Origin of the sequence: Microbacterium sp., assembly GCF_047606385.1 — a bacterium.
Lineage (GTDB): Bacteria > Actinomycetota > Actinomycetes > Actinomycetales > Microbacteriaceae > Microbacterium.
In genome coordinates this window covers 1-16,917 of the sequence record NZ_JASGEL010000088.1, presented here as the reverse complement: position 1 = coordinate 16,917, position 16,917 = coordinate 1, and the positions used below count along the sequence as shown (strand labels likewise).

The 16,917-nt window shown below is 70.9% G+C and carries 14 protein-coding genes, 3 tRNA genes and 1 pseudogene; 9 read left to right on the top strand and 9 right to left on the bottom strand.

The window, feature by feature from the left end; translation table 11 throughout:
- The first annotated feature begins 56 nt into the window (after positions 1-56).
- A complete protein-coding gene (locus QM626_RS08195) occupies positions 57-3,257 on the top strand; it encodes a lamin tail domain-containing protein (protein WP_415075857.1) in 3,201 nt (1,066 codons plus the stop codon).
- Positions 3,258-3,381: 124 nt separating this feature from the next.
- Positions 3,382-3,457, top strand: a tRNA-Val gene (locus QM626_RS08190).
- On the opposite strand, the gene QM626_RS08185 is transcribed toward QM626_RS08190, so the two are convergent.
- Both QM626_RS08185 and QM626_RS08180 read right to left on the bottom strand, forming a co-directional pair.
- On the bottom strand, positions 3,458-4,084 hold the full coding sequence (locus tag QM626_RS08185; RefSeq protein WP_415075855.1) for a GNAT family N-acetyltransferase: 627 nt from the start codon (positions 4,082-4,084) through the stop codon (positions 3,458-3,460). It lies immediately after the preceding tRNA gene.
- Positions 4,085-4,137: 53 nt separating this feature from the next.
- Positions 4,138-4,596 (bottom strand): peroxiredoxin, encoded by a 459-nt coding sequence (locus QM626_RS08180; RefSeq protein ID WP_415075853.1) that lies wholly within the window; start codon positions 4,594-4,596, stop codon positions 4,138-4,140.
- A gap of 126 nt (positions 4,597-4,722) precedes the next feature.
- Between QM626_RS08180 and aceE the strand changes: the two genes are divergently transcribed.
- The 6 genes from aceE (at position 4,723) to QM626_RS08150 (ending at position 12,300) form a co-directional block, all read left to right on the top strand.
- Complete coding sequence (gene aceE / locus QM626_RS08175) at positions 4,723-7,449, top strand: pyruvate dehydrogenase (acetyl-transferring), homodimeric type (RefSeq protein ID WP_415075851.1); 2,727 nt, start codon at positions 4,723-4,725, stop codon at positions 7,447-7,449.
- A gap of 4 nt (positions 7,450-7,453) precedes the next feature.
- Complete coding sequence (locus tag QM626_RS08170) at positions 7,454-8,671, top strand: PucR family transcriptional regulator (RefSeq protein ID WP_415075849.1); 1,218 nt, start codon at positions 7,454-7,456, stop codon at positions 8,669-8,671.
- Positions 8,672-8,756: 85 nt separating this feature from the next.
- On the top strand, positions 8,757-9,677 hold the full coding sequence (locus QM626_RS08165) for an ACP S-malonyltransferase (RefSeq protein ID WP_415075847.1): 921 nt from the start codon (positions 8,757-8,759) through the stop codon (positions 9,675-9,677).
- Positions 9,674-10,678, top strand: coding sequence for a beta-ketoacyl-ACP synthase 3 (locus tag QM626_RS08160; protein ID WP_415075845.1), 1,005 nt, complete (start codon positions 9,674-9,676; stop codon positions 10,676-10,678). Before QM626_RS08165 ends, QM626_RS08160 begins: the two co-directional genes overlap by 4 nt.
- An 80-nt stretch (positions 10,679-10,758) precedes the next feature.
- The gene (locus QM626_RS08155; protein WP_415075843.1) at positions 10,759-11,007 is read left to right on the top strand and encodes an acyl carrier protein; all 249 of its coding nucleotides are present in this window, start codon (positions 10,759-10,761) and stop codon (positions 11,005-11,007) included.
- Positions 11,008-11,061: 54 nt separating this feature from the next.
- Entirely contained in the window at positions 11,062-12,300 is a 1,239-nt protein-coding gene (locus QM626_RS08150) for a beta-ketoacyl-[acyl-carrier-protein] synthase family protein (protein ID WP_415075841.1), read from the top strand.
- A 142-nt stretch (positions 12,301-12,442) separates the two neighbouring features.
- On the opposite strand, the gene QM626_RS08145 is transcribed toward QM626_RS08150, so the two are convergent.
- The 3 genes from QM626_RS08145 to QM626_RS08135 all read right to left on the bottom strand — a co-directional run bounded on the left by QM626_RS08145 (position 12,443) and on the right by QM626_RS08135 (position 14,162).
- The gene (locus tag QM626_RS08145; protein WP_415075839.1) at positions 12,443-12,946 is read right to left on the bottom strand and encodes a DUF3145 domain-containing protein; all 504 of its coding nucleotides are present in this window, start codon (positions 12,944-12,946) and stop codon (positions 12,443-12,445) included.
- Positions 12,947-13,087: 141 nt separating this feature from the next.
- Positions 13,088-13,161: transfer RNA gene (locus QM626_RS08140), tRNA-Ile, on the bottom strand.
- A gap of 23 nt (positions 13,162-13,184) precedes the next feature.
- Complete coding sequence (locus QM626_RS08135; protein ID WP_415075907.1) at positions 13,185-14,162, bottom strand: DMT family transporter; 978 nt, start codon at positions 14,160-14,162, stop codon at positions 13,185-13,187.
- 56 nt (positions 14,163-14,218) lie between these two features.
- Between QM626_RS08135 and def the strand changes: the two genes are divergently transcribed.
- The gene (gene def / locus QM626_RS08130) at positions 14,219-14,785 is read left to right on the top strand and encodes a peptide deformylase (protein ID WP_415075837.1); all 567 of its coding nucleotides are present in this window, start codon (positions 14,219-14,221) and stop codon (positions 14,783-14,785) included.
- 6 nt (positions 14,786-14,791) lie between these two features.
- Here def and QM626_RS08125 read toward each other — a convergent pair whose 3' ends face one another.
- From QM626_RS08125 to QM626_RS08110, 4 genes and pseudogenes are all read right to left on the bottom strand, one after another.
- The gene (locus QM626_RS08125; RefSeq protein WP_415075835.1) at positions 14,792-15,133 is read right to left on the bottom strand and encodes a YbjQ family protein; all 342 of its coding nucleotides are present in this window, start codon (positions 15,131-15,133) and stop codon (positions 14,792-14,794) included.
- A gap of 86 nt (positions 15,134-15,219) precedes the next feature.
- A tRNA-Asn gene (locus QM626_RS08120) sits at positions 15,220-15,292 on the bottom strand.
- Between the two features lie 291 nt (positions 15,293-15,583).
- Positions 15,584-16,333 carry an ATP-binding cassette domain-containing protein gene (locus tag QM626_RS08115; RefSeq protein WP_415075833.1) on the bottom strand — a complete coding sequence of 250 codons (750 nt, stop codon included), beginning with the start codon at positions 16,331-16,333 and terminating at the stop codon, positions 15,584-15,586.
- Between the two features lie 33 nt (positions 16,334-16,366).
- Positions 16,367-16,917, bottom strand: a pseudogene (locus QM626_RS08110) (DNA primase); the annotation flags it as partial.

Below are 16,917 nucleotides of genomic sequence, written 5' to 3'. Positions count from 1 at the left end.
CCTGCCGCACGCATCCTGTTCACATTCCGTTCGGATTCGCTCGACAACGTGAGCGCGTGCGTATCTCCTCTCGTCCGTTCCTCGCCGTCGCGACCGTCGCGGCGCTCACCTCCGCCGGCGTCGTCGCCCTGCCCGTGGCCGCCTCGGCCGCGTCGACCGCGGACGTGAGGATCACGGAGTTCGCCTACGGCGGCCTCATCGCGGACTCCAGCACCGGCGGCGACGGCGAGTACGTCGAGATCACGAACCTCGGCGACACCTCCGTGGACATGTCGGGGTGGTCGTACAACACGAGCAGCACGGCCGGAGGGGTCGACCTGTCCGATTTCGGCACGCTCGCCCCCGGCGAGTCGGCGATCGTCACCGACGTCACCCCGGCCGAGTTCCGCGCCGACTGGGGGCTCACCGACGCGGTCGCCGTCGTCAACGACGGCTCCGTCACCCTCAACAAGGGCCCGAAGACGCTCTTCCTCTTCGACGCGGATGCCACCGTCGTCGACTCCGTGAGCTATGTCTCCGGCTTCTTCGACGGCAAGGGCCAGTCGGCCTGGGTCGACGCCGCGCACGTCGGCGCGATGTCCGGCACCACGGGCTGGACGCACTCCACGCTCGGCGACGACGAGGACAGCTGGACCAGCGCCGCGGGCTCGATCGGATCCCCCGGCATCTCGTCGCTCGCAGCCCTCTCGAGCGCGACGGCGAACGTGAAGATCACGGAGTTCGCCTACGGCGGTCTCATCTCCGGCTCCAGCACCGGCGGCGACGGCGAGTACGTCGAGGTGACCAACGTCGGCCGGACGCCGGTGGACATGACCGGCTGGTCGTACAACACGGCCGACTCCGCCAGCGGCGCGGTGTCCCTCTCCGGGCTCGGGACCCTCGCACCCGGCGAGTCGGCGCTGGTCACCGACGTCACGCCCGACGAGCTGCGCACGGACTGGGGCTTGAGCGACGCCGTGAAGATCGTCAACGACGGCTCCGTCACCCTCAACAAGGGTCCGAAGACGATCTATCTCCTCGACGCCACGGACACCGCCGTCGACTCCGTCTCCTATGCGTCCGGATTCCTCTCCGGCAAGGGCCTGTCCGCCTGGGTCGACGCCGCACATCTCGGCGCGATGTCCGGCACCACCGGCTGGACCGTGTCCGCGGTCGGCGATCAGGAGGACAGCTGGACCAGCGCCACCGGCGCCGTCGGCTCCCCCGGCGCCTCGACGTTCGGCATCCACACCGCCGCGTTCGTGCAGGCCGGGACCGACGGGGACGACGACGGCTCGACGACCTCGACCGACCCGAACTATGCGGACATCGTCATCAACGAGATCAGCTCGGACAACAGCGACCTGGGCTACGCGCCGCTGCCGAGCCTCAAGGACGGCATCGAGCTCTACAACACCGGCGACGAGGCGGTGAGCCTCGAGGGCTGGAAGCAGATCGACAGCGGCTCGGCCGACTCGGCGACGGTCTTCTCCGACCGTCTCTACGTGGACGGTGTGCTCGCGACCACGATCCCGGCGCACGGCTACGGTGTCTTCCAGTCCGGCGCGGGTCTGTCCAGCGGCGGGGACTCGGTGAAGATCTACACGGCGGACGGCACGCTCGTCGACCAGGTCGACTACGAGGCCGGCCAGGCCGGCGTCGACGAGACGGTCAACACCGACGGCACGTACCAGGCGCTGGCCGCCTGCCCCGACGGCTCCGACACCTTCCTCGAGGTGACCACGGCGAGCTTCGGCGCGTCCAACGAGGCCGCGTGCGCCACCGGCGTGACTCCCCTGGGCGATGGCACCACGACGGAGCCGGAGGCCGCGTGCGACACCGAGGATGCCGGCGACGCCACCGGCACCGTCCCGGACGGCACGGTGGCATGGCCCGGCAGCGCCGAGGTGTCCACGATCGACACCGAGTGCGAGTGGGTGACCACCCTCTCGGGGCAGGATCTCAGCGGCCTCGCCTTCGACCCGAACGACTCGAACGTGCTCTACGCGGTGAAGAACAAGAGCCACGTGTGGCGTCTGGTCAAGGACGAGAACGGCGACTGGGTGAAGGACACCACGGACGGCTGGAGCGACGGCAAGGACATCCGTTTCCCCGACGGTTCCGGCCTGCCCGATTCCGAGGGCCTCACCGTGGGCTCGGACGGGATGCTCTACATCACCACCGAGCGCGACAACGCCGACTCAAGCATCCCCCTGGACTCGATCCTCCAGTTCGACCCGAACACGTCCGACACCACGATCTCGGCGACGAACCAGTGGGTGCTGACCAGCGACCTCGGCTTCACGGCCGACGACTCCGCGGACGCGAACCTCGGCTTCGAGGGCGTCGCGTACGTGCCCGACAGCGAGCTCGTCGCGCAGGGCTTCCGCACCGATGACGGCGAGCTCTACGACCCGGCCGACTATCCGGACAAGGTCACGGACGGCGTCTTCTTCGGCGCCATCGAGAAGAACGGCCACCTCCACGCCTACGTGCTCGACGCCGACGGCGGCTACGAGCGGCTCGCGGACGTCGACAGCGGCCTGGCGGGCGTCATGGACGCCGCGTACGACGCCGACCTCGGCGCGATCTGGGCGCACTGCGACAACACCTGCGACAACACGACCGCGGTGCTCGCCATCGGCGACGACGGTCATTTCGCGGTGGAGACGTACTACGACAAGCCGGCGGGCCTGCCGAACTACAACCTCGAAGGCTTCGCCGTGGCGCCCGCCTCGACGGCCGTGGACGGTCAGCGCCAGGTGCTGTGGACGGACGACGGCAACCGCTACGGCCACTCGCTGTGGGCGGGGACGCTGCCGGTCGATCTCGGCGCCGACTACAACGCCGCGCTGACGACGACCACCGCCACCGTCCACCCGGGTGACCAGATCACGGTCACGGCGAGCGGCCTCACCGCCGGCGAGGAGTACACCCTCACACTGCACTCCGACCCGGTGATCCTCGGCACGGCGGTGGCGGCGTCCGACGGGACGCTCACGCTGACCGGCCTCGTCCCGATGAGCACCACGATCGGGTCGCACACCATCACGATCGCGCTGAGCTCGAATCCGAGCGCCACGCTGACCTCGCTGGCGCTGGAGGTGACGGCCGCCGCGACCGACACCGCCGCTGCCGTCACCACCACCTCGAGCGGCTCCCTCGCCAGCACCGGCGGTGCGGACTGGCGCCCCTGGGGCGTGGGCGCCGGCATCCTGGCGCTGCTCGGCGCCGGCCTGGTGCTGACCGGACGCCGCCTCGCGCGCCGCTCCGCCTGAGCCGGGCTCGGCACCCGACGGTCGCAGAATGCGACGGATGTCGCAGGATTCCGCCGATATCCTGCGACATCCGCGCGTTCCTCCGACGCTCGCGACGCGAGCCCGCCCCGTAGACTCTCCGCGGGGGCCTTTAGCTCAGTTGGTAGAGCGCCACGTTTACACCGTGGATGTCGTCGGTTCGAGCCCGGCAGGGCCCACCATCACGCGGAGCCGCCCGGCGCCGACTCGCGCGCACGGACGAGCGCGGCGAGCCGCTCGGTCAGATCGAGCCGCACGGTCGGCCATTCGCCGTCGATGATCGAGAACACGACGGTGTCGCGCACCGTGCCGTTCTCGAAGACGGTGTGGTTGCGCAGCACTCCGTCCTGCTTCGCGCCGAGCTTCGCGATCGCGGCGCGCGATTGCCGGTTGTGCCAGTGCGTGCGGAACTCCACCGCGATGCAGCCGAGGTCCTCGAACGCCCGCGACAGCAGCAGGAGCTTGGCCGCGGGGTTGATGCCGGTCCCCTGTGCGCTGCGCGCCAGCCACGTGGAGCCGATCTCCAGCCGCCGGTTCGCGGGATCCAGGTGCAGGTAGGTCGTCATGCCCACGGCCCGACCGGCAGACGGGTCGACCACGGCCCATGCCGCGATCTCCCCCGCTGCCGCACGGGCCGTACGCCGCGAGATCTCCGCCGCCATGGTCTCGGGCGACGGGACGCGCGTGTACCACGCCCGCCAGATCTCGCCGTCGCTGACGGCGGCGGCCAGATCGTCGTGATGGCCGGCATGCAGCGGCTGGAGCTCGACGAACTCGTTCGCGAGCACCGGCGCCTCCGCATACGACATGCGCCCAGCCTAGGGTCGGACGCGCACCGTGCGGACGACGGCGGAGAGTCGGCTCAGAGCTCCGCGAGCGCCTCCCGGTAGGCGGTCAGCGGACGCGGGGTGGCGGGGTCGGTGATCAGGCTCCAGCGCACGACGCCGTCGGCGTCGATGAGGAAGCTGGCGCGGGTGGCGATGCCGCGCTCGTCGAGGAACACGTCGTAGGCGGCGGCGACCTCGCCGTGCGGCCAGAAGTCGCTGACCAGGTCGAACGTGTAGCCCTGCTGCTCCTTCCACGCCGCCTGCGAGAAGTGACTGTCGACCGAGATGCCGACGACGGTCACGGCTCTGTCCTCGAACACCGACAGGTTGTCGCGGATCTCGCACAGCTCGCCCTGGCAGCGGCCCGAGAAGGCCAGCGGGAAGAACACCAGCACGACCGGTCCGCCCCGCCAGACCTCGCTGAGAGTGAGCGTGCCGCCGCCGGCGCGGGGCAGGGTGAAGTCGGGTGCGGTGTCGCCGATCTCGATGGTCATGAGCGCCATCCTGGCATGTCCCGCGGGTCTAGGCTGATCGATGGTGCATTGTGCGTGGCAAACAATGCCTGCACCGATCCGATGGCTGTTTGCTGGCGAGACCCGTCAGATGACGAAAGGGCACACGTGACCGTTCACGATCAGGATCCGTATTCGCAGGGACCGCAGGACAGCGATCCCGAAGAGACCGCTGAATGGCAGGAGTCCCTCCAGCAGCTCGTGGATGCCAAGGGTCACGGTCGTGGCCGCGAGATCATGCTCAGCCTCCTGAAGACCTCGCACGAACTGCACCTGGGCGTGCCGCAGGTGCCCACGACGGACTACATCAACACGATCGCGCCGGAGAACGAGCCCGAGTTCCCGGGCGACGAGGACATCGAGCGTCGCTACCGCGCCTGGATCCGGTGGAACGCCGCGATCACGGTGCACCGCGCGCAGCGCCCCGGCATCGGCGTCGGCGGCCACATCTCCACGTATGCGTCCTCGGCCGCGCTCTACGAGGTCGGCTTCAACCACTTCTTCCGCGGTCTCGACCATCCCTCCGGCGGCGACCAGGTCTTCTTCCAGGGCCACGCCTCCCCCGGCATGTACGCCCGCTCGTTCCTCGAGGGCCGGCTCACCGAGGCGCAGCTCGACGGCTTCCGCCAGGAGAAGTCGGCCGCGCCGAACGGACTGCCCTCGTACCCGCACCCGCGTCTCATGCCGGACTACTGGCAGTTCCCGACGGTCTCGATGGGTCTCGGCCCGATCAACGCCATCTACCAGGCGATGACGAACAAGTACCTCACCAACCGCGGCATCAAGGATCTCTCCGACGCGCACGTGTGGGCGTTCCTCGGCGACGGCGAGATGGACGAGGTCGAGAGCCGCGGCCAGCTGCAGGTCGCGGCGAACGAGGGCCTCGACAACCTCACCTACGTCGTCAACTGCAACCTGCAGCGCCTCGACGGCCCGGTGCGCGGCAACGGCAAGATCATCCAGGAGCTGGAGAGCTTCTTCCGCGGCGCCGGCTGGAACGTCATCAAGGTGATCTGGGGGCGCGAATGGGACGACCTGCTCGCGCGCGACACCGGCGGCGCCCTGCTGAACCTCATGAACATCACCCCCGACGGCGACTTCCAGACCTACAAGGCGGAGAACGGCGCCTACGTGCGCGAGCACTTCTTCGGCCGTGACGAGCGGGCCGCCGCCCTCATCGAGGGCTATAGCGACGAGCAGGTCTGGAACCTCAAGCGCGGCGGGCACGACTACCGCAAGGTCTACGCGGCCTTCAAGGCGGCGGTCGAGCACAAGGGGCAGCCGACCGTCATCCTCGCCCACACCATCAAGGGCTACGGCCTGGGTCCGCACTTCGAGGGACGCAACGCGACCCACCAGATGAAGAAGATGACCCTCGACGACCTCAAGCACTTCCGTGACGCGATGCACATCCCCGTCTCGGACGCCCAGCTCGAGGAGAACCCCTACCTCCCGCCGTACTACAACCCCGGACCGCAGGACGAGACGATCCAGTACCTGCTGGAGCGCCGGCGCGCCCTCGGCGGCTTCCTGCCGGAGCGCCGCACCCATCACGTGGGTCTGGAGCTGCCGGGGGATGCCGCCTACGCGCTGCCCAAGAAGGGCTCGGGCACGCAGGAGGTCGCCACCACGATGGCGTTCGTGCGACTGCTGAAGGACCTGCTGCGGGCGAAGGACTTCGGCCACCGCATCGTCCCGGTCATCCCGGACGAGGCCCGCACCTTCGGCATGGACGCGTACTTCCCCACCGCGAAGATCTACAACCCGAACGGCCAGAACTACACCTCGGTCGACCGTGAGCTGCTGCTGGCGTACAAGGAGAGCCCGCAGGGCCAGCTCGTGCACGTCGGCATCAACGAGGCCGGCGCCATGGCCGCGTTCACCTCGCTCGGCACGTCGTACGCGACGCACGGCGAGCCGCTGATCCCGGTGTACATCTTCTATTCGATGTTCGGGTTCCAGCGCACCGGCGACGCGAACTGGGCGGCCGGCGACCAGATGGCGCGCGGTTTCGTCATCGGCGCCACCGCGGGCCGCACGACGCTGACCGGCGAGGGCCTGCAGCACGCGGACGGGCACTCGCTGCTGCTCGCCTCGACGAATCCCGCGACGGTCTCCTACGACCCGGCCTACGGCTACGAGATCGCGCACATCGTGCGCGCCGGCATCGAGCGCATGTACGGCGGGCAGCATCCCGACCCGAACGTCATGTACTACCTCACCGTCTACAACGAGCCGATCGTGCAGCCGGCCGAGCCCGAGGGGGTGGACGTCGACGGCATCGTCCGCGGTCTCCACCGCATCGCCGAGGGCGCCGGGGACGGTCCGCGGGCCCAGCTGCTCGCCTCCGGCGTCGGCGTGCCGTGGGCGCTCGAGGCGCAGCAGCTGCTGCGTGACGACTGGGGCGTGGCCGCGGACGTCTGGTCGGTCACCTCGTGGTCCCAGCTGCGCCGCGACGGCCTCGCCGCGGACGAGCACAACTTCCTGCACCCGGACGAGGAGCCGCGCACGGCGTACGTCACCGACAAGCTGAAGGATGCCGCCGGCCCGGTCGTCGCGGTCAGCGACTTCATGCACGCCGTGCAGGACCAGATCCGCCCGTGGGTGCCGAATCGCTTCGAGACCCTCGGCGCGGACGGGTTCGGCTTCTCCGACACCCGCGCCGCCGCACGCCGCTTCTTCAAGATCGACGGTCCGTCCATCGTCGTGCGCGCCCTGCAGGCGCTCGCCGCGGACGGCGCCGTGGATCGTTCCCTCGTCGGGCAGGCCATCGAGAAGTATCGCCTGCACGATGTGACGGCGGGCACGACCGGCAACGCGGGTGGCGAGAGCTGACCGCGTGCCCAACGTCGTGACGCCTGCCGAGAAGGCGGAGACCCTCGCCTGGCTGCGGCGGATCTCCGGCGACCTGGCCACCGCGACCATCAAACGGCTGGAGGACACCCTGCCGTGGTACGCGGACATGCCGCCGGCGCGGCGCTCGACCGTGGGGCTCGTCGCACAGGCGGGCATCACCTCGTTCATCCAGTGGTACGACGACCCGACCTCGACGCCGTGGATCGCGGCGGACATGTTCGCCGCGGCCCCCCGGGAACTGCTGCGCAGCGTCAGCCTGCAGCAGACGCTGCAGCTGATCCGGGTCACGGTCGAGGTCACCGAGGAGCGGGTCGCCGGCCACGGCGAGGACCTGCGCGAGGCGATCCTGCTCTACTCGCGCGAGGTCGCCTTCACCGCCGCCGACGTGTACGCGCGCGCCGCCGAGGCGCGTGGCCTCTGGGACGCCCGCCTCGAGGCGCTCGTGGTCGACTCGATCCTCACCGGCGAGGCGGACGAGGAGCTCCCGAGCCGCATCGCGGCGCTGGGCTGGCACGGGCACGGCGAGGTCTCGGTGCTCGTGGGCACGACTCCGCCCCAGTTCGACGTCGACCAGGTGCGCCGGACGGCGCGCAAGCTCGGCGTCGACGTGCTGGTGGGCGTGCAGGGCTCGCGACTCGTGCTCGTGATCGGACGGACCGAGCCGGCCGGCCGCAGCGGGGACGACGCGGCCGAGCTGCCGTTCCCCGAGATCGCGCGCCGGCTGGAGCCGGGCTTCGGCGCCGGTCACCTCGTGCTCGGACCCGCCGTCCCGGCCCTCGTCGACGCGAGCCAGAGCGCTCGCGCCGCGCTCGCCGGATTCGCCGTCGCCCGCGCGTGGCGCAACGCCCCGCGTCCGGTCGAGGCGGACGACCTGCTGCCCGAGCGCGCGCTCGCCGGCGACGCCGCCGCCAAGAACACCCTCGTCGAGCGGATCTACCGTCCGCTGAGCGCCCACAGCACCGACCTCGTCACGACGCTGTGGAGCTATCTCGACAACGGCCGGTCGCTCGAGGCCACCGCCCGCGAGCTGTTCGTGCATCCGAACACGGTGCGTTACCGCCTCAAGCGCGTCTCGGACGTCATCGGATGGGACGCGACCGGTCCGCGGGAGGCGCTGATCCTCCAGACCGCGCTCATCCTCGGAGCCATCGGCACCGACATGACCCGCCGCCGGAGTCCAGCGACACGCCGAACCCGATGAGATTTGTCCCGATCGGACAAAGCTCGTCGGCGATTCTGTGCCGTGTTCGCCAGAGACGTGACCCGAAGGTTGGCAGGATGGAACGGTGATCATCGGCGTCTTCCCGGGGCAGGGTTCCCAGACCCCCGGGTTCCTCTCCCCTTGGCTCGATCTCCCGGGCGCGCGCGAGCTCGTCGGCGGCTACTCGGACGCGGCCGGCGTCGATCTGCTGGCCGCGGGCACCGAATGGGATGCCGACGCCATCCGCGACACGAAGATCGCCCAGCCGCTGATCGTCGCGGCCAGCCTGCTGTCCTGGCGAGAGCTGGCCGAACGCACGGACGCGGTGTTCGCGGGCGTCGCCGGGCACTCGGTCGGCGAGATCGCCGCGCTCGTGGCCGCCGGCGTCCTGAGCGACGACGAGGGACTGCGCCTGGTCGGCATCCGCGGCCGGGCGATGGCGGATGCCGCGGACGCCGCGCCCACCGGCATGGCCGCCGTCGTCGGCGGCGTCGAGGACGACGTGCTCGCGCGCCTCGCCGGACTCGACCTCACCCCCGCGAACTACAACGGCGGCGGCCAGATCGTCGCCGCCGGGGCCCTCGACGCGCTCGCGTCCCTCGCCGCCGACGCTCCCCGCGGCGCACGGGTCATCCCGCTGCGGGTGGCCGGCGCCTTCCACACCCGCTACATGGCGCCGGCCGTCGAGACGCTGGCGGCCGCGGCCTCCGAGCTCGCCCCCGCGGACCCGGTCCTGACCCTGTGGACCAACGCCGACGGCACCGCGGTCGGCTCCGGCGCCCGCGCGCTCGACCTGCTGGTCGGACAGGTCGCCTCGCCGGTGCGCTGGGACCTGTGCATGGCCTCGTTCGCCGACGCCGGCGTCACCGGACTGGTGGAGCTCTCGCCCGCCGGAACGCTCACCGGGCTCGCCAAGCGCGGCCTGCGGGGGGTGCCGGCCGTCGCGGTGAAGACCCCCGACGACCTGGATGCCGCCGTCGCGCTGCTGACCGAGGAGGCCGCGTGAGCACCCCGCCCCTGAAGCAGGCCTCCGGCCCGGCGTTCACCCGCATCTATTCGTACGGCGCCGCCCGGGGCGAGAACGCGGTTCCCAACGACGACCTGGTCGGCCCGATCGACTCGAGCGACGAGTGGATCCGTCAGCGCACCGGCATCGTCACCCGCACCCGCGCGGTGCCCACCACCAGCGCGACGGATCTCGCGACGATCGCGGCCGCCGAGGCCGTGGCGCGCTCCGGCGTCCCGGCGGACCGGATCGACCTCGTCATCGCCGCGACCATCAGCAACTCGCGGCAGACGCCGTCGATGTCGGCCGTCGTCGCGGATCGCATCGGCGCTAACCCGGCCGCCGCCTACGACGCGAACGCCGCCTGCGCCGGCTTCGCCTACGGCGTGGCGCAGGCCGACGCGCTCATCCGAGCCGGAGCCGCGCACTACGCGGTCGTCGTGGGCGCGGAGAAGCTCTCCGACGTGGTCGACCCCACCGACCGCAGCATCTCGTTCCTGCTGGGCGACGGCGCGGGCGCCGTGGTCATCGGCCCGAGCGAGACGCCGGCGATCGGGCCGACCGTGTGGGGCTCGGACGGCTCGAAGGCCGACGCGGTGGGCATGAACGCGACGCTCACCGAGTTCCGCGACGGCACCGCCGAATGGCCCACCCTGCGACAGGAGGGCCCCACCGTGTTCCGCTGGGCCGTCTGGGAGATGGTCAAGGTCGCGCGCCAGGCGATCGAGGAGGCCGGCGTCGAGCCGTCCGATCTGGCCGCTTTCGTCCCGCACCAGGCGAACATGCGCATCATCGACGAGTTCGCCAAGCAGCTGAAGCTGCCGGAGACGGTCGTCATCGCGCGCGACATCGAGACCACGGGCAACACGTCGGCGGCATCCATCCCGCTGGCCACGCATCGGCTGCTCGAGGAGCATCCGGAGCTGCACGGCGGCCTCGCCCTGCAGATCGGGTTCGGTGCCGGCCTGGTGTTCGGCGCGCAGGTCGTGGTGCTTCCCTGACGCCGCGAGGCCCCGCCCTAGACTGATTCGCGGTCCAGACCCGACCGCCCCCCATCGCCATCACACAAAAGGAGAATCCCATGGCTTTTTCGACTGACGAGGTGCTCGCCGGCCTGACCGAGCTGATCACCGACGAGACCGGCATCTCGGCCGACGAGGTCGCGCTCGAGAAGTCCTTCACCGACGACCTGGACATCGACTCGATCTCGATGATGACGATCGTCGTCAACGCCGAGGAGAAGTTCGGCGTCACCATCCCGGACGACGAGGTCAAGAACCTCAAGACCGTCGGGGACGCCGTCACCTACATCACGTCCAACCAGGCCTGAGCCCGAGCGGTGGGGGCATCGCCCCCACCGGCTCCGCGGAGGAAATCCACACATATGAGCACGTCACGCATCGTCGTCACCGGCATCGGCGCATCGTCGCCGATCGGCGGGACCGCACCCGAGAGCTGGTCCGCCCTGCTGGACGGCGCATCCGGCACGAGCACCCTCGAGCACGACTGGGTCGAGGAGTACCAGCTGCCGGTCACCTTCGCCGCGCAGGCGGCGGTGCGCCCCGACACCGTGCTCGAACGTCCCGTCGCCAAGCGCCTCGACCCGGCGTCCCAGTTCGCGCTGGTCGCCGCGATGGAGGCGTGGGCGGATGCCGGCAGCCCGGATGTCGAGCCGGAACGGCTGGGCGTCGACTTCGCCACCGGCATCGGGGGCGTCTGGACGCTGCTGGACGCGTGGGACACTCTGCGCGAGAAGGGACCTCGTCGGGTGATGCCGATGACGGTGCCCATGCTGATGCCCAACGCCGCAGCCGGCAATCTCTCGCTGCACTTCGGCGCCCGCGCATACGCGCGGACCGTGGCCAGCGCCTGCGCATCGAGCACCGAGTCGATCGTCAACGCCGTGGAGCACATCCGTGCCGGCTACGCCGACGTCGTCATCGCCGGTGGCACGGAGTCCGCGATCCACCCGATCACGCTGGCGGCGTTCGCGTCCATGCAGGCGCTGTCCAAGCGCAACGACGAGCCTGCGACCGCGTCCCGCCCCTGCAGCATCGACCGGGACGGGTTCGTCATGGGCGAGGGCGCGGCGGCGCTGATCCTCGAGACCGAGGAGCACGCACGGGCCCGCGGCGCGAAGATCTACGCGTACGTGGTCGGCGGCGGCGTGACGGCCGACTCGTACCACATCACGGCGAACGACCCGGAGGGCCACGGCGCCGCCCGGGCCGTGGGACTCGCCCTCGCCATGGCGGACGCCTCCCCCGACGAGGTCACCCACATCAACGCCCACGCGACCTCCACGCCGGTCGGCGACCCCAACGAGTACCAGGCGCTGAAGGCCGTGTTCGGCCACCGCGTCGACGAGATCCCGGTCTCGGCGACGAAGGCCTCGACCGGTCATCTCCTCGGCGGTACCGGGGCGCTCGAGGCCGTGTTCACCATCCTCGCGGTCACCGAACGGACGGCACCGCCCACGATCAACCTGACCGAGCAGGATCCCGAGGTGCCGTTCCGCATCTCCGGGACCCCGGTGCCGCTCAGCGCCGGGGACCAGCTCGCGATCAGCAACTCGTTCGGATTCGGCGGCCACAACGCCGTCGTCGCGTTCCGAAGCGCCTGAGAACGTCTGCCGCGCAGACGACGGCCCCCCGAGGATCCGTTCCTCGGGGGGCCTTCCTTCGTATCGGGCGGGAGCGAGGCTTCCCCAGCCGCCGGGATGGACATCCGGCCTCCGGTACTCGCACCGCTCTCCGCCCGAGATCTCACCCGACCTTGTGCAGCCACACCACCGGAGCTTCGTCGCCGGCGTGGCGGAAGGGCTCGAGCTCCTCGTCCCAGGCCGCGCCGAGCGCGACCTCGAGCTCACGCTGCAACTCGGCGGCATCCCCGGCGGCGATCTGCATCGCGTACCGGACCCGGTCCTCGCCGATGACGATGTTGCCGGCCGTGTCCGTCTGGGCGTAGTGGATGCCGAGGTCGGGCGTGTGCAGCCAGCGACCACCGTCGCTGCGCGGGGTCGGATCCTCCGTCACCTCGAACCGGAGGTGCTCCCATCCGTGCACCGAGCTGGCCAGCGCCGCACCGGTGCCGGCCGGCGCCTCCCAGTAGAACTCCGCCCGACGGGCGCCCGGCAGCACCGGCTGGTCGCTCCACTCGAAGTTCACGGCACGCCCGAGGGCGCGTCCGATCGCCCACTCCAGGTGGGGGCACAGCGCTTTCGGCGCGGAGTGGATCAGCACCACGCCGCGCGCCATGTGTCCGGCCATCTCTCTTCCCCTCGTCAGGTACGTCTTCCCCTACGACCTGAGACGGAATGCGGCTCGGATGTTCGATTGTGCGTGGCCATTATCACCCGGCCGCCACCGAAATCACAAGTGTGTAACTCTGTGCGGCGGACCTGGCACGCGTAGGGCGGGCGGGACTTGAACCCGCGATCGTCGGGTTATGAGCCCGCTGCCTTCACCAGCTTGGCCACCGCCCCCTGCGGGTCCAGCCTAGCGCGGGCTATGCACCCGCCGAGGGATCGGAGCCGCGCGTGATGCCGAGCTCCTGGCTCTCGCTGATCACCTGCGGATGGTTCAGCGCGAGCGAGATCACTCCCCACACGGCGACGCCGCCGGCGACCACGAACACGATGAACCCCCACAGCGGCACGGCGACGCCCTCGCCGAGCACGAGCAGTCCGATCAGCACGGCGACCATCGGGTCGACCACGGTGAGACCCGCGATCGCGAGGTCGGGCGGACCGGAGGAGTAGGCGGTCTGCACGAAGTACGCGCCGAGCACGGTCGTGCCGACGAGGGCCACGACGCACACGAGGGTGAGCCATTCGAACTGGCCGGTCTGGATGCGGTTGATGACGGTCTTGGCCAGCGTCGCGACGAACCCGTAGAGCACACCGGCCGCCAGCACGTAGAACAGCGCGCGCACCTGCCGTCGTCGCACGATCAGCCAGAGCGTCACCAGGATCGCCGCGACGCCGAGGAGCACGATCAGCACGGTGATCGTCTGGGCGGCCGAGATCGCCTTCTCCGCGGCGAACAGCGCGGCGACCAGCACGAACAGGAAGATCCCGCCGACGCAGGCGATGATCGCGCGCAGCGAGCGCGTGGTGGGCGTGTGGCCGCTCACGCGCGCGTTCAGGAGCGTCGTGATCACGAGCGAGACCGCGCCGAGCGGCTGCACGACGATGAGCGGCGCGACGCTCAGCGCGCCGAGCTGGCAGGCGATCGCGAGGGCCAGCATGAGCGTCCCGACGACCCAGCTCGGACGGGTGAGCAGCCTCTTGACCTGTGCGAAGGTGAGCCCCTGCGCGCCTCCCTGGCCGCTCAGCCGCTCCACCTTGGTCACGCCGCGATGCTGGTACTGCGCGCCGAACGACATGAACACGGCGCCCGCGAGCGCGAGCGGGATGCCGAGCAGCAGCCCGGGGTTCTGGAACACCCCGACCAGCTCGCTCACGCCGTCGAGAGGCGACTGCATCCACCACCAGGTCACCCCTCGACCCTATCCGCGGACCCGGTCGATAGGCTCGAGACGTGGCCGTACTCCCGATTCGCATCATGGGCGATCCCGTCCTGCACGCCCCCGCCGCCGAGGTCGACGAGATCACCGAGGAGATCCGCACCCTGGTGGCGGACATGTTCGAGACGATGGATGCCGCGCCCGGCGTGGGGCTGGCCGCACCTCAGGTGGGTGTGCCGTTACGGGTCTACACGTACACGTACCATGACGACGACGGGGTGCCGTGGCGCGGCGTGCTGATCAACCCGGAGCTGTGGATGAGCCCCCCGGTGCCGGGCGAGCCCGATCCCGACGAGGAGTCCGAGGGATGCCTGTCGTTCCCCGGCGAGCGGTTCCCGCTGCGCCGGGCCGACCGCGTGATCGTGACCGCCGTCGACCTCGAGGGCGAGCCGGTGCGCATCGAGGTCGACGGCTGGCGTGCACGCATCATGCAGCACGAGTTCGACCACCTCGACGGCATCCTCTACGTCGACCGCCTGAACGACAGCGATGGGAAGACCGCGCGGAAGATCGCGAAGAAGCGGGGCTGGGGCCGCCCCGGTCAGTCGTGGCTGCCCGGGGTCGACGATCTCGAGGGGTGAGCCCGGCTACGCCGGCGGGGCGGGCGGCGGCGCGATCGGCTCGACCACGACGGCGGTGCCGTAGGCGCAGAACTCGGTGAAGTTGCCGATCGATCCGGAGTCGAAGCGCATGGCGATGACGGCGTTCGCGCCCCGCTGCTGGGCCTCGGCCCACATCCGCTGCATGACCTCCCAGCGGGACTCGTAGATGACCTTCGTGTACTCGGGCATCTCGCCGCCGCCGAGTGCGCGGAAACCGGCGGTGAAGTTCTGACCGAAGTTCGCCGAGCGAACGGTCAATCCCATGACCTCGCCGAAGACCTGGGTGACCCGGTACCCCGGAACGTCGTTTGTGGTGACCACGAACATGGCGCCCTCGTCTCTCTCGCGTCGTGCGACGAGGCTATCGCGCCCGGACGCAAAACCCCGGTCGACGATGCCGACCGGGGTGGAAGCTCCCCCTGATGGACTCGAACCATCAACCTGCCGGTTAACAGCCGGCTGCTCTGCCAATTGAGCTAAGGAGGATCAGCTGCCCTCGCGAGGACAACCCGTCTATCTTAGCAAAGCCCGAGCGGGGCTCGTGCATCCTGCTGGCCCGGTTCGCGGGAGTGGATGCGGAGGGGGCGCCGGTCGCGTCGGGTCCTTCGCGGTGCGCATGGTGCCGCATCCGCTGCGCAGGAGAAGTCCGCTGCGCAGGAGGAATCCGTCATCCTTCGTCCTGCTCAGCCGATTTCTCCTGCGCAGCCGAGCGGTCCGCACCCACGCACCGGGCTCTCGTGCCAGGTGGATCGCCCCGCGCCCTGCGGGAGTCCCGGGTCAGGGGGCCGGAACGGCGTCCGGGGTGCGGAGCACGTCGTCGCCGCGCCCGTAGGCGACCGGGTGTCCCGCCTTGAGTACGAGCAGGTCGGCGCCGAACGTCGCCGGTGCCTCCGGGTCGTTGGTGACCAGCAGCAGCGAGGTGCCGGTCGCGCGGCGGCGAGCGAGCGCCTCGCGGACGAGCCGGCGCGACTCCACGTCGAGGTTCGCGAACGGCTCGTCCCCGACGATCAAGCGGGGATCGAGCATCAGCGCGCGCGCGATCGCGACGCGCTGGCGCATGCCGGCGCTCAACTCGTACGGGAGCCGGCTCGCCAGGCCCAGAGGCAGCCCGAGCTCGTCGAGGAGACCGGCGACCTTCAACGCGACCGCGCGTCCGTTCGGGCGGCGGACGCGCCCGGTGAACGGCTCGGCGATGATCTCGCTGGCGCTCAGCCGCGGCGGCAGATCCGCGCCGTCGGTCTGACCGATGTGGCCCGCGTAGACGCCGAGGCTGCGCGCTCGCCGTCCGCCCCGGCGCACCGACACGCCTTCCACCGTGGCCTGACCGCCGTCGACGTGGATGCCGGTGCCGGCCCGGCCGGCGAGGACGCCCGCGAGCGTCGTCTTGCCCGACCCGGTCGCCCCGGCGATCACGAGCGCAGCGCGCCGCTCCAGCCGGAACGACACGCCGTCGATCAGGCGCCGCCCCTCGGTGTCCGCGATCGACAGGTCGTCGCAGACGATGCTCGGAACCTCACCCGTGGCCATGTGCACATCCTGCCCTGCCCGGCCTGCCGGGCGCTATGCCTCGCCGGTGAGCTGCTGACGCAGCGCGTCCAGCTCGCGCATCCGCACCCGCACCGCACGCCCCTCGTCGGAGTCGGGTGCGACGCGCTGGAGCGCGCCCAGGAGCTCGCGCTTCTCGCGATCGACGCCGCGCAGCCGGATCCGCTGGGCGAGATCGGCGGTCGCGATGACCGCCGCATCGTCGCTCGCGGCCGGGAAGGCGGAGGTGAGCAGCTCCGCCGCGAGGGTCCGGTACGGCTCACGCACCGTCTCGACGGCGGCGACGGCCCAGCCCGCGCGCGCGTGGTCGGGGGTGGCCGCGATGGCGGCGCGCACCGCATCCAGCGCCGGATGCCGGAAGGTCTGGCTCAGCGCGGCGCGCAACGCGTCCTGGTCGATGCGGTGGCCGTACTGCAGGAAGCCCTGCACCGCGTCGCGCTCGAGCGTCGCCTCCGGCGTGCGCGGCAGGCTCGCGATGGTGACGGCGACCATCTGCGGGGCGGCCTCGGGCGCGGGCTCCGCGCCGCGGGAGGGCGCGCGACCGGATGCCGTGGCCTCGCGGCGTG